This is a genomic window from Bacillus cereus, assembly GCF_002577405.1.
Classification (GTDB): domain Bacteria; phylum Bacillota; class Bacilli; order Bacillales; family Bacillaceae_G; genus Bacillus_A; species Bacillus_A cereus_AU.
Map to the genome: position 1 here is coordinate 223,615 of NZ_NULR01000013.1, position 13,656 is coordinate 237,270.

A 13,656-nucleotide genomic window follows, 5' to 3' on the forward strand; every position below is an offset into this window, starting at 1 on the left:
GTCTCATTTTTTTATTTATTAATAGAAGAAAACTTTGTTCTATCTTCTAAAGCGGGCTTGAACTTTATTTCGTTTGCGGTCCCGATGTAATACGAAGCCACCAAATATATAGAAGCCGAGTGCGAAGCAGAGAACTCCGATTAAAAATTGTAACCATAGTATAGAGATTGGTGGAAATAAGATGCCGAATAAAGTATCCCTCATCAACTTAATGCCAAGCACAGCTAATGAAATAGGAATGAGTGCTAATAATAGAGCGAGGTAACGCTGCATACATAACGCTCCTTTTCAGATTATTTAGTATATTTTAATGATGTTATATGAGAAGGGGGTTTGTCAAGAGGTTGCTGAACGAGTAAGATAAGGGTGTGAAAAAAATTGCAGAGATACTTCGAGAGGAAGTGTACGATATGAAACAAAAGGTGTTAATTGTTGGTGCAGGTGAAGGTGGAAGTACACTACTGAATCTGTTACAAAGTTCAAATATATTTCAAATTATAGGGATTATTGATATAAATCCGATAGCGAAAGGATTACAAATTGCTAAGGAATATGGGATTACAATTGGAGAGAGTGTAACTCCGTTTCTTTCTATGCATATTGATGTAATGTTTGATATGACAGGTGATTATGATTTACATAAAGTTTTATTGGAGAAAAAGCATAAAGATACCCTTCTTATACCAGGAGATATTGCAAAAATTGTTACGAGATTAGCACATGAGAAGGAAGGTTTAATAGGAAAACTAGAGGAACAAACACAACAAGGGGATTTAATTTTAAATTCTACCCACGACGGTATGATCGTAATAGATCGAGAAGGGCAAGTTCGTCTTTTTAATAAAAGTGCAGAGCGTATTATCGGATATAAAAAAGAAAATGCAATAGGGAAACATATTTTAGACGTTATTCCAACGAGTAAGTTGCTTCGTATCATACGCACGAAACAAATAGAAGTGAATTATGAACTGACGTTAGAGAATGAAAAAAAAATTATTACAACACGTATACCGATATTGAAAGAGGGGGGAGAGGTACAAGGAGCGTTTGCGGTTTTTAAAGATATTACAGAAGTCGTAGATCTCGCGGAAGAAGTTACAGATTTAAAAGAGATTCAAACGTTACTTGAGGCGATTATTAACTCATCTGAAGAAGCGATTTCGGTCGTGGATGAAAAAGGAAGAGGATTAGTAATTAACCCTGCTTATACGAAATTAACTGGATTGACAGAAAAAGATATACTTGGCCAACCAGCTACAACAGATATTGTAGAAGGTGAAAGTATGCATATGAAAGTACTTCGAACACGCCGTGCGGTACGTGGAATACATATGAAAATTGGTCAAAAAAAGCGGGATGTAATTGTAAACGTAGCGCCAGTTATTGTTGATGGCATATTGAAAGGAAGCGTCGGTGTAATTCGTGACGTATCAGAAATTCAAAAGTTAACAAATGAATTGAATAGAGCGAGGCAAATTATTCGAACGTTAGAAGCGAAATATTCATTTGATGATATTGTAGGAAATTCAGATGAAACAACGGCAGCCATTGAACAGGCGAAACTTGGAGCGAATACACCAGCAACAGTATTACTACGCGGAGAATCTGGAACGGGTAAAGAACTATTCGCGCATGCAATCCACAATGGAAGTAATCGAAAGTACAATAAGTTCGTCCGTGTGAACTGTGCGGCTATTTCGGAGACACTGTTAGAAAGTGAGTTATTCGGCTATGAGGAAGGTGCGTTTTCTGGGGCGAAACGAGGCGGGAAACGAGGGTTCTTTGAGGAAGCGAATAACGGTAGTATCTTTTTAGATGAAATAGGAGAACTGTCTGCGAATACACAAGCGAAACTCCTCCGCGTGTTGCAAGAAAAAGAAATTGTAAAAGTTGGTGGGACGAAAGCGATACCTATTAATGTCCGGGTAATTGCAGCGACACATGTGAATTTAGAAAAGGCCATTTTAGAAGGAGAATTTAGGGAGGATCTTTATTATCGTTTAAATAAAATTCCGATTCAAATTCCATCTCTTCGTCAGCGTAAAGGAGATATACCGGCGATCGCAGAAAGATTAATTCAAAAAATAAATCAAGATTATGGCCGAAATGTTGAGGGGCTTACCGATTCGGCTATTTCATATTTACAATCATATGAATGGCCTGGGAATGTGAGGGAACTTGAAAATATTTTAGGGCGAGCTATTATCTTTATGAATTATAACGAGATATATATTGATGTGCATCATTTACCATCTTTACATAAAGAAGAGCAGACGGAGTTAAAGCAAACTAATTTATTACCTGAATTAGAAGAAAAGCCACTTGAACATTTAGTGACAGAGTTTGAAGGGAATATCATTCGTGAATATTTAGAGAAATTTGATGGGAACAAAACAAAAACTGCAAGAGCGTTAGGAATTTCAGTTCGAAATTTATATTACAAGCTAGAAAAGTATGACCATGCAAAAAATAGCATGCAATAAATTGCGTACCATGCAATTTATTGCATGGTATACAAAAAGCGACAAAATAAGACAGAATATTTTGTTATTTTCCAAAGTATTGATTTCACTGCATTTTGAATGCGTTTTCATTATTGGTAAGACCACTTTTAAAAGTTGGCACGGTATTTGCTTTATAAATAGACGAGGGACGACGGAAAGGGTTGATTACAAAATATGAAGTTAGAACACTTAATTGATCAAGCAGCAGGACAGCCTAAAAAAACTGTGGCTGTAGCAGTAGCTGAAGATCATGAAGTAATTGAAGCTGTAGCGAAAGCAATTACATTACAGCTAGCTCAATTTCGTCTATATGGAAATCAAGAAAAAATAATGGGGATGCTACAAGAACATGGTTTACAAACTTCAGAACACATTGAAGTGATTGCGGTAGCATCAAGTGCTGAGGCTGCAGAACTTTCTGTTAAAGCTGTGAGAAACGGTGAAGCAGATGTGCTTATGAAGGGTAACATCCCAACAGCGAATATTTTGAAGGCTGTATTAAACAAAGAGTGGGGGCTACGTAAAGGTAGCGTACTTTCACATGTAGCAGCGTTTGAAGTTCCAAATTACAATCGTCTTATTTTCGTTACAGATGCAGCGATGAACATCGCACCTGACGTAACACAAAAAGCTGCTATTATACAAAATACTGTAGAAGTTGCCCAGGCAATAGGAATTGAGTTGCCAAAAGTGGCACCAATCGCAGCAGTAGAAGTTGTGAATCCAGCGATGCAGGCGACAATTGATGCAGCGATGTTAACACAAATGAATCGCCGCGGACAAATCAAAGATTGTATCGTTGATGGACCACTTGCTTTAGATAATGCAGTATCACAAATTGCAGCAGAGCATAAAGGCATAGTAAGTGATGTAGCAGGTAAGGCAGACATTTTACTCGTCCCAACGATTGAAGCTGGAAATGTGCTATATAAATCACTCGTATACTTTGCAGATGCAAAAGTAGGAGCAATGATTGCTGGCGCAAAAGCACCGATTGTTTTAACATCTCGTGCTGACTCAGCAGAAACAAAAGTATATTCATTAGCATTGGCAGTTGCGACTGCTTCAAAATAAACCAAAAAGGGTAAAACATTAGGGGGAAACGACAATGACATTAGAAATCTTCGAATACTTAGAAAAATATGATTATGAGCAAGTAGTATTTTGTCAAGATAAAGAATCAGGTTTAAAAGCAATTATTGCAATTCATGATACAACACTTGGACCGGCTCTTGGTGGAACAAGAATGTGGACATATGATTCTGAAGAAGCGGCGATTGAAGATGCATTGCGTCTTGCAAAAGGGATGACATACAAAAACGCAGCAGCTGGTTTAAACTTAGGTGGTGCAAAAACAGTAATTATCGGTGATCCACGTAAAGATAAGAGCGAAGCAATGTTCCGTGCGTTAGGCCGTTACATTCAAGGATTAAACGGACGTTACATTACAGCTGAAGATGTTGGTACAACTGTAGATGATATGGATATTATCCACGAAGAAACTGACTTTGTAACAGGGATTTCACCATCATTCGGTTCTTCTGGTAACCCATCTCCAGTAACTGCATACGGTGTTTACCGTGGTATGAAAGCAGCTGCAAAAGAAGCTTTCGGTACTGATAATTTAGAAGGAAAAGTAATTGCTGTTCAAGGTGTTGGTAACGTAGCATATCACCTATGCAAACATTTACACGCTGAAGGAGCAAAATTAATCGTTACAGATATTAATAAAGAAGCTGTACAACGTGCGGTAGAAGAATTTGGTGCGACAGCTGTTGAACCAAATGAAATTTACGGTGTTGAATGTGATATTTACGCACCATGTGCATTAGGCGCAACAGTAAATGATGAAACTATTCCACAACTTAAAGCAAAAGTAATCGCAGGTTCTGCAAATAACCAATTAAAAGAAGATCGTCACGGCGACATCATTCATGAAATGGGTATTGTATACGCGCCAGACTATGTTATTAATGCAGGTGGCGTAATTAACGTAGCAGACGAGTTATATGGATATAATAGAGAACGTGCATTAAAACGCGTTGAGTCAATTTATGACACAATTGCAAAAGTAATCGAAATTTCAAAACGCGATGGCATTGCAACTTATGTAGCAGCAGATCGTCTAGCTGAAGAGCGCATTGCAAGCTTGAAAAACACTCGTAGCACATACTTACGCAACGGTCACGACATTATTAGCCGTCGCTAATCATTCATATATAACTTTTACAAAAGGTGTGGTTACCTCTTATGAGGTTTCCACTTCCTTTTGAATTTATTAGTGGAGGTAGCAACATTGTCTGTAAATCGAATTCTTGTTATTAACCCAGGTAGTACATCCACAAAAATTGGTGTTTTTGATAATGAAAGACCTGTTCTAGAAGAAACGATTCGTCATGACGTAGAACAGATTGGAAAATATAAGCGAATTATCGACCAATATGAGTTTCGTAAAGAAACGATTTTAGAAGTACTACATTCTCACGGTATTAACATTTCAAAATTAAATGCTGTTTGTGGACGTGGTGGATTACTTCGTCCAATCGAAGGCGGTACGTATACAGTAAACGATGCGATGTTAGAAGATTTAAAAAATGGGTTTAGTGGTCATCACGCTTCAAACCTCGGAGGCATTTTAGCCTATGAAATTGCTTCTGGATTAAATATTCCTGCATTCATTGTGGATCCTGTCGTTGTAGATGAGATGGAGCCAATTGCTCGTATAAGTGGCATTGCTGGTATGGAACGCAAAAGTATTTTCCATGCATTAAATCAAAAAGCAGTTGCTCGTAAAGTAGCTGATCAATTAAATCATAAATACGAGGATTTAAATTTATTAGTTACACATATGGGCGGCGGTATTACAGTTGGTGCTCATAAAAAAGGAAAAGTTATCGATGTAAATAATGGCTTAAACGGAGAAGGACCATTTAGCCCAGAGCGTGCTGGTACAGTACCAGTAGGACAACTAGTTGAAATGTGTTTCTCTGGTGAGTATTACCGTGACGAAATGGTGAAACAGCTTGTCGGACAAGGTGGACTTGTAAGTCTAATCGGTACAAATGATGCGATTAAAGTAGAACAAATGGTTGAAAAAGGTGATCCTGAAGCAACTCTTATCTATAAAGCAATGGCATATCAAGTTGCAAAAGAAATTGGCGGAGCTAGTGCTGTGCTTCACGGGAAAATCGATGCAATCGTATTAACTGGTGGACTTGCGTACAGTAAAATTCTTGTTGATGAAATAAAAGAACGAGTGGACTGGATTGCAGATGTTATCGTACATCCAGGGGAAGATGAGTTAGAAGCGTTAGCAGAAGGAGCACTTCGTGTATTACGTGAAGAAGAAGCGGCGAAAGAGTATGTTGTAAGAGAAAAACAAACAGTAGCTAGGGGTTGAGATAATGGCAAGAGAATATGATTTAGTCATCGTTGGCGGCGGTACTGGTGGATATGTTGCTGCTATTCGAGCATCACAACTAGGTTTAAAAACTGCACTTGTTGAAAAAGAAAATCTTGGTGGTACTTGTTTACACAAAGGATGTATTCCTAGTAAAGCTCTTTTACGTAGTGCGGAAGTATACGCGACTGCTAAAAAAAGTGAAGAGTTCGGAGTTATTGCAAGTAATGTAGAACTAAACTTTGCGAAAGTACAAGAGCGTAAAGAGAAGATTGTAACGCAACTTCATAAAGGCGTTCAACATTTAATGAAACAAGGTAAAATTGATGTGTTTGAAGGTATTGGCCGTATTCTTGGCCCATCTATTTTCTCTCCGATGCCAGGGACAATTTCAGTTGAACTTGCAAGTGGAGAAGAAAATGAAATGTTAATTCCAAAAAATGTACTTATTGCAACAGGTTCTCGTCCAAATTCATTACCAGGTTTAGAGTTAGACGGAGAGTACGTAATGTCTTCCGATCATGCCCTAAAAATGGAAACGCTTCCTAGTTCAATCATTATCGTTGGCGGCGGTGTAATTGGTATTGAGTGGGCATCTATGCTTGCTGACTTCGGTGTAGAAGTTACAGTGTTAGAGTATGCGAAAACGATATTACCACTAGAAGATCAGGACGTTTCAAAAGAAATGCAACGTCTATTCAAGAAAAAAGGTATTAAAGTGGTAACGGGTGCAAAAGTATTACCAGAAACATTGGTAAAAGATAATGGAGTAACAATTCAAGCTGAACATAACGGTGAGAATAAAGAATTTAAAGCAGAAAAAATGCTTGTATCTGTAGGAAGACAAGCCAATACGCAAAATATTGGTTTAGAGAATACTGATATCGTTGTGGAAAAAGGATACATTCAAACAAATGAGTTTTATCAAACGAAAGAATCTCATATTTACGCAATTGGAGATGTAATCGGTGGCCTGCAACTTGCTCACGTTGCTTCTCATGAAGGAATTGTTGCAGTAGAACATATTGCAGGAAAAGAAGTTACACCAATTGATTACTCTATGGTATCAAAATGCGTATATAGCAGTCCAGAAGTTGCTTCTGTCGGTTTAACAGAACAAGAAGCGAAAGAAAAAGGCTATAAGTTAAAAGTAGGTAAGTTCTCATTCCGTGCAATCGGAAAAGCACTTGTATACGGAGAATCAGATGGATTTGTAAAACTTGTAGTTGATGAAGAAACAAATGATATTCTTGGTGTTCATATGATTGGGCCACATGTAACAGATATGATTTCTGAAGCAGGTCTTGCAAGAGTACTTGATGCAACACCATGGGAAGTAGCACATACAATTCATCCGCATCCATCATTATCTGAGGCGATTGGTGAAGCAGCATTAGCTGTAGATGGAAAAGCGTTACACGCATAAAAATGTGGATTTAGGAGGTTATGAAAAATGGCAGAAGTAAAAGAAAAGCGCCATGAAGAGCTTGGCTTAAGTGATGAGCAAGTATTAGAAATGTTCCGTACGATGTTACTTGCACGTAAAATTGACGAACGTATGTGGTTATTAAACCGTGCAGGTAAAATTCCATTCGTAATTTCTTGTCAAGGACAAGAGGCTGCGCAAGTTGGAGCGGCGTTCGCTCTTGATAGAGAGAAAGATTATGCATTACCATATTACCGTGATATGGGTGTTGTACTAGCGTTTGGTATGACAGCTAAAGAGCTTATGTTGTCTGCTTTCGCGAAAGCTGGAGATCCAAACTCTGGCGGTCGTCAAATGCCTGGTCACTTCGGTCAAAAGAAAAATCGTATTGTGACAGGATCATCTCCAGTAACAACACAAGTACCACATGCAGTTGGTATTGCACTAGCTGGAAAAATGGAGAAGAAAGATTTAGTAACGTTTGTTACATTTGGAGAAGGTTCTTCAAACCAAGGTGACTTCCATGAAGGGGCAAACTTCGCTGGTGTACACAAACTACCTGTTATTTTCATGTGTGAAAATAACAAATATGCAATCTCTATTCCGGTTGAAAAACAATTAGCATGTAAAAACGTATCAGATCGTGCAATTGGTTACGGTATGCCTGGATATACAATAGACGGAAACGATCCACTTGCAGTATACACAGCTGTAAAAGAAGCTGCAGACCGCGGCCGTCGTGGTGAAGGCCCAACTTTAATTGAAACAGTATCATATCGTTTAACAGCACATTCTAGTGACGACGATGATCGTGTTTATCGTGATAAAGAAGAAGTAGAAGAAGCAAAGAAAAAAGATTCAATTATAACATTTGCAGCTTATTTAAAAGAAGCTGGCGTGTTAACTGAGGAAATTGAAAAACAAATGTTAGACGAAATTATGCATATCGTAAATGAAGCAACAGAATATGCAGAAAATGCTCCGTATGCAGCACCTGAAGATGCATTGAAGCACGTATACGCAGAATAGGGGGGAACGTTTCATGGCTGTAATGTCTTATATTGATGCTATTACATTAGCAATGCGCGAAGAAATGGAACGCGATGAGAAAGTATTCGTTTTAGGAGAAGATGTTGGTAAAAAAGGTGGCGTGTTTAAAGCGACACACGGTTTGTATGATCAATTTGGTGAAGATCGTGCGCTTGATGCACCGCTTGCAGAATCTGCAATTGCTGGGGTAGCAATTGGTGCGGCAATGTATGGTATGCGTCCAATCGCTGAAATGCAGTTTGCTGATTTCATCATGCCAGCAGTAAACCAAATCGTTTCTGAGGCAGCAAAAATCCGTTATCGTTCTAACAACGATTGGACTTGTCCAGTTACAATTCGTGCACCATTTGGCGGGGGTGTTCACGGTGCATTGTATCATTCACAATCTGTAGAAGCGATGTTTGCAAACCAACCAGGTTTAAAAATTGTTATCCCTTCTACACCATATGATGCAAAAGGCTTATTAAAAGCGGCAATTCGTGATGAAGATCCAGTATTATTCTTTGAACATAAACGTGCATATCGCTTAATTAAAGGTGAAGTGCCAGAAGATGACTATGTATTACCAATCGGAAAAGCAGATGTAAAACGTGAAGGTGATGATATTACTGTTATCACGTACGGATTATGTGTTCACTTTGCTCTTCAAGCAGCTGAGAAATTAGCGCAAGATGGCATCTCTGCACACATTCTTGATTTACGTACTGTATATCCATTAGATAAAGAAGGAATTATTGAAGCGGCTTCAAAAACTGGTAAAGTTCTTCTTGTAACAGAAGACAATAAAGAAGGAAGTATTATGAGTGAAGTGGCAGCTATTATCGCTGAAAATTGCCTGTTTGATTTAGATGCACCAATTGCACGTCTTGCAGGTCCAGACGTTCCAGCAATGCCATATGCACCAACAATGGAAAAATTCTTTATGGTAAATCCAGATAAAGTTGAAAAAGCAATGCGTGAACTTGCGGAATTTTAATCGGGGGGACTATACATGGCTGTAGAAAATATTACAATGCCTCAGCTCGGGGAGAGCGTTACAGAGGGCACAATTAGTAAATGGCTTGTTAATGTTGGCGATCACGTAAATAAATACGATCCGCTTGCAGAAGTAATGACTGATAAAGTAAATGCAGAAGTACCATCTTCTTTCACTGGTATTGTGAAAGAGTTAATCGCTGGTGAAGGCGATACGTTAGCTGTAGGTGAAGTTGTTTGTGTCATTCAAGTAGAAGGCGCAGATGAAGTAGCTGCAACAGCTGTAGAGGAAAAAACGAAAGAAGAACCAAAGGCAGAAGTAACTACTGCTGAGAAAGCACCGAAAGCGAAACAACCAACTGATGGAAAACCACGTTTTTCACCAGCTGTGTTAAAACTTGCGGGTGAGCATAATGTTGATTTAGATTTAGTAGAAGGTACAGGATCAAATGGTCGTATTACTCGTAAAGATATTTTAAAGCTAGTGGAATCTGGAAATATTCCGCAAGCAGGTGCGAAAAAAGAGGAAGCGGTAGCAGCAGTAGTAGAAGCGCGTCCAGAAGCACCAAAAGCAGCGCCAGTAGCGCAAAAAGTAGAAGCTGCGAAACCAGTTTCTGTACCGACAATGCCTGGAGATATCGAAATTCCAGTAACAGGTGTGCGTAAAGCAATTGCAGCGAACATGTTACGTAGTAAGCACGAGGCACCTCATGCTTGGATGATGATTGAAGTAGATGTGACAAACCTTGTGTCATACCGTAATTCAATTAAAGGTGATTTTAAAAAGCGTGAAGGATTTAACTTAACATTCTTTGCTTTCTTCGTAAAAGCAGTAGCACAAGCGTTAAAAGAGTACCCTCAAATTAACTCAATGTGGGCTGGCGATAAAATCGTTCAGAAGAAAGACATCAACCTTTCTATCGCTGTTGCAACAGAGGATGAACTATTTGTACCAGTAATTAAGCAAGCAGACGAGAAAACGATTAAAGGTATCGCTCGTGAAATTACAGAACTTGCAGGAAAAGTACGCACAAAATCGTTAAAAGCGGACGAAATGCAAGGCGGAACATTTACAATTAATAACACAGGATCATTTGGTTCTGTTCAATCTATGGGCATTATTAATTACCCACAAGCGGCTATTTTACAAGTTGAATCAATTGTAAAACGACCAGTAATTATGGATAATGGTATGTTCGGTGCTCGTGACATGGTTAACTTATGTTTATCACTTGATCACCGTGTACTTGATGGTTTAATTTGTGGTAAGTTCTTAGGACGTGTAAAAGAAATTTTAGAAAATACGTCAGAAAATAATACATCTGTATATTAATAAAAAGCTCGCTTAGGCGAGCTTTTTATCATCTTATTTCTTCTTCTGCTCCTACTATATGTACAACACTTTTCCCAGTAATCTTACAATGGACGATTATGTATTAGGAATTTACGAAAATACATTGCTGATATATGGTATATGGATATAAAATAAAAAAAGAATAATTTTTTTGGCAAATCTTACTGACGAAACTGTAGTATAATATATTGTATTGTATGAAAAAGAGAGTTATTCTATATAAGTGTTTTATAGATAATGTGTAATCAGTCGTCAAAACATGAAGAGTATTGACTCCTGGTTTTTTATTTTGCCGTAACAATGTTTCAGGAGGATGTCATGAAAAGAAGTACCGAGTTTTTAAGAAGTTTAGATGTAAAATTAATTTTAATTTTGTGTGCATTTTGTGTTATAAGTATAACTGCTATATATAGCAGTCAGCAAACCGGACAATATGGAGAAGCGAACTTTGCTATGAAACAAGGTTTGAACTACATAATTGGAGCTGTATTGTTACTTCTTGTTGCAAGCATCGACTTAGATCAATTACAAAAATTGTCTTGGCCACTTTATATCGTTGGATTTGGCTCACTTATTCTGTTGAAAATACTACCGGTTTCCGCTTTCACACCTGAAAAATTAGGTGCAAAAAGATGGTTTGTTTTCCCAGTATTTGGACAAATCCAGCCGTCTGAGTTTTTCAAAATTTCATTGCTGCTTGTGGTAGCAAGTATTGCAGTGAAACATAATGCGCAGTATATGGCGAGGACATTCCAGACGGATTTAAAACTAGTAGGTAAAATTATGCTAGTATCTCTCCCGCCTATGGCCGTTGTATATAGCCAGCCAGATACAGGTATGGTGTTCTTATATGCTGCTGCCATTGCATGTATTTTATTTATGTCAGGTATTCAGAAGAAATTGATAGCAATATGTACAGTTATTCCAGTGACCATATTAACCGCGTTAATATTTATTTACGTAAGGTATGAGGATTTCTTCTTTAATAATTTGGTTACTTTACTAAAACCTCACCAACAATCACGTATTTTAGGCTGGTTAGATCCATTTGAACATACAGATCAAGGGTATCAAACGCAGCAATCGATTTTAGCTGTAGGTAGTGGAGGTATGGAAGGGAAAGGATTTGGCGAAGGGAACGTCTATATCCCAGAGAAGCATACTGACTTTATTTTTGCTACAATTGCCGAAGAAGGTGGATTTATAGTAGCAGCGTTAGTTGTATTCTTGTTCCTATTACTACTATATAGAACAATTATTATTGGTTATTCTGCTGATAATTTATTCGGTACATTATTATGTGCTGGGTCAATCGGAATATTAACGGTTCAAATATTCCAAAATATCGGTATGATCGTTGGATTAATGCCTGTAAAAGGTATTGCGTTGCCTTTCTTATCATACGGGGGAAGTTCCTTATTCTCGAATATGATTATGATGGGGCTCATATTATCGGTACGGAAAACGTATAAAAAGTATATGTTTTCAGTTAAGTAAAAAAGCTAGTTCGTGTAAAAACGAACTAGCTTTTTTACATATATGTTCTTAAACGTTGCAAACTAAAACAGACTTGTAGTTTGCAACGTTTAAGGAGTGCAATGTGATGCATATGCATATTTTTGAAGGAGCACGGCACCTTTCTAATAGCGAATGGGTTGTTCGAGCTATTATAGCGTACATATTTTTAATATTAGTTGCGAAAGCGATGGGACAAAGGTCTATCGCGCAACTTCGATTTTTAGATGTTGTATTAGTGTTATTGCTTGGTGGGAATATTTCTAACGCGCTATCTGATGAAAAAGTCGGATTACTCGGCTCGATGATTACAACATTTATACTCGTTGTACTTCACATCATAAGCTCTGTTGTAATGTTGAAATGGGATAGATGGAGACGCTTTTTAGAGCCGGCGCCTATTATTCTTATACACAATGGTTCAATTGATTTTAGCAATTTGAAAAAAGCGAGGATTACAGTGGAATATTTATTTTCAGAACTTCGTGTGCAAAATGTGAGCGATATTCAAACGATAAAATTAGCATTATGGGAAGCTAGCGGTGTTGTTTCTATATTTCAGTATCCTGAATATGAGGCGGTGTCTCGGCTTGATCTTAACGTGGCAGGGAAAAAGTCACCAGTTGCTTTTGTTTTAGTAAAAGATGGAAGAATTCAGCGAGATGTTCTCGCTTTATTAGGAAAAACAGAAGAGTGGGCGAAAGGGTTTTTAGAGAAGAATGCGGAAATCGAATCGATTATGTTAGCTACAGTAGATGAAGCATATAAAATAAATATTTTGTTAAAAAAATGAAAAATATACGCATTTTGTCGTTTCATACATATGATACAATAGTGTGGACAACGAAAAAGGAGGCGATAATACGATGGGATATGTAGAAGAATTACGAAAAATAGTTGGTCATCGCCCTTTAATTTTAGTTGGTGCTGTTGTACTCGTTATAAATGAACATGGAGATGTATTATTACAGCAAAGAACAGAGCCGTACGGAAAATGGGGGCTACCAGGCGGACTAATGGAGCTTAGTGAATCACCAGAAGAAACAGCTTACCGTGAAGTGTACGAAGAGACAGGAATAAAAGTGAAGAACTTACGATTAATTAATGTATTTTCTGGAGCGAACTACTTTACAAAATTAGCAAATGGTGATGAATTTCAATCTGTAACGACGGCCTATTATACGGATGAATACGAAGGGGATTTTGTTATGAATAAAGAAGAAGCAGTTCAGCTTAAATTCTTCCCCGTAACAGAACTACCGGACTATATTGTAGGATCGCATAAAAAAATGATTGCTGAATATATGAAGATTATGGAAAAGTGACAAAAAGGTGTTAGAGCCCTGCTCTAACACCTTTTCTATGCTGAAATACAAGTAAACTTACTTGTATTTCATAAACATTAACTGGTAAGATACAAATAGGTAGTTTT

Annotated in this window: 12 protein-coding genes; 11 read left to right on the forward strand and 1 reads right to left on the reverse strand. The window is 37.8% G+C overall.

Annotated features, from left to right (window positions below; genetic code table 11):
- Positions 1–39 precede the first annotated feature (39 nt).
- Entirely contained in the window at positions 40–273 is a 234-nt protein-coding gene (locus COC96_RS17010; protein WP_098268056.1) for a DUF2627 domain-containing protein, read from the reverse strand.
- Positions 274–410: 137 nt separating this feature from the next.
- On the opposite strand from COC96_RS17010, the gene COC96_RS17015 reads away from it, so the two are divergent.
- The 11 genes from COC96_RS17015 (at position 411) to COC96_RS17075 (ending at position 13,549) form a co-directional block, all read left to right on the forward strand.
- The gene (locus COC96_RS17015; protein WP_098769164.1) at positions 411–2,483 is read left to right on the forward strand and encodes a sigma-54 interaction domain-containing protein; all 2,073 of its coding nucleotides are present in this window, start codon (positions 411–413) and stop codon (positions 2,481–2,483) included.
- Positions 2,484–2,678: 195 nt separating this feature from the next.
- A complete protein-coding gene (gene yqiS / locus COC96_RS17025) occupies positions 2,679–3,578 on the forward strand; it encodes a phosphate butyryltransferase (protein WP_098769081.1) in 900 nt (299 codons plus the stop codon).
- A 34-nt stretch (positions 3,579–3,612) separates the two neighbouring features.
- Complete coding sequence (locus COC96_RS17030) at positions 3,613–4,713, forward strand: leucine dehydrogenase (RefSeq protein ID WP_098268053.1); 1,101 nt, start codon at positions 3,613–3,615, stop codon at positions 4,711–4,713.
- A gap of 87 nt (positions 4,714–4,800) precedes the next feature.
- Positions 4,801–5,904 carry a butyrate kinase gene (buk, locus tag COC96_RS17035; protein ID WP_000115778.1) on the forward strand — a complete coding sequence of 368 codons (1,104 nt, stop codon included), beginning with the start codon at positions 4,801–4,803 and terminating at the stop codon, positions 5,902–5,904.
- Between the two features lie 4 nt (positions 5,905–5,908).
- Positions 5,909–7,330: a dihydrolipoyl dehydrogenase gene (gene lpdA / locus COC96_RS17040; protein ID WP_088230996.1), complete on the forward strand. Its 1,422-nt coding sequence runs from the start codon at positions 5,909–5,911 to the stop codon at positions 7,328–7,330.
- A 27-nt stretch (positions 7,331–7,357) separates the two neighbouring features.
- A complete protein-coding gene (gene bfmBAA / locus COC96_RS17045; RefSeq protein WP_098268052.1) occupies positions 7,358–8,359 on the forward strand; it encodes a 3-methyl-2-oxobutanoate dehydrogenase subunit alpha in 1,002 nt (333 codons plus the stop codon).
- Between the two features lie 13 nt (positions 8,360–8,372).
- Positions 8,373–9,356 carry a 3-methyl-2-oxobutanoate dehydrogenase subunit beta gene (gene bfmBAB / locus COC96_RS17050; RefSeq protein WP_088230998.1) on the forward strand — a complete coding sequence of 328 codons (984 nt, stop codon included), beginning with the start codon at positions 8,373–8,375 and terminating at the stop codon, positions 9,354–9,356.
- A gap of 15 nt (positions 9,357–9,371) precedes the next feature.
- The gene (locus COC96_RS17055; protein WP_088230999.1) at positions 9,372–10,688 is read left to right on the forward strand and encodes a dihydrolipoamide acetyltransferase family protein; all 1,317 of its coding nucleotides are present in this window, start codon (positions 9,372–9,374) and stop codon (positions 10,686–10,688) included.
- A 339-nt stretch (positions 10,689–11,027) separates the two neighbouring features.
- On the forward strand, positions 11,028–12,206 hold the full coding sequence (locus COC96_RS17065; protein WP_098268051.1) for an FtsW/RodA/SpoVE family cell cycle protein: 1,179 nt from the start codon (positions 11,028–11,030) through the stop codon (positions 12,204–12,206).
- A gap of 106 nt (positions 12,207–12,312) precedes the next feature.
- Positions 12,313–13,017: a DUF421 domain-containing protein gene (locus tag COC96_RS17070; RefSeq protein WP_098769082.1), complete on the forward strand. Its 705-nt coding sequence runs from the start codon at positions 12,313–12,315 to the stop codon at positions 13,015–13,017.
- Positions 13,018–13,090: 73 nt separating this feature from the next.
- Positions 13,091–13,549 carry an NUDIX hydrolase gene (locus COC96_RS17075; RefSeq protein ID WP_098268049.1) on the forward strand — a complete coding sequence of 153 codons (459 nt, stop codon included), beginning with the start codon at positions 13,091–13,093 and terminating at the stop codon, positions 13,547–13,549.
- The last annotated feature ends 107 nt before the right edge of the window (positions 13,550–13,656 follow it).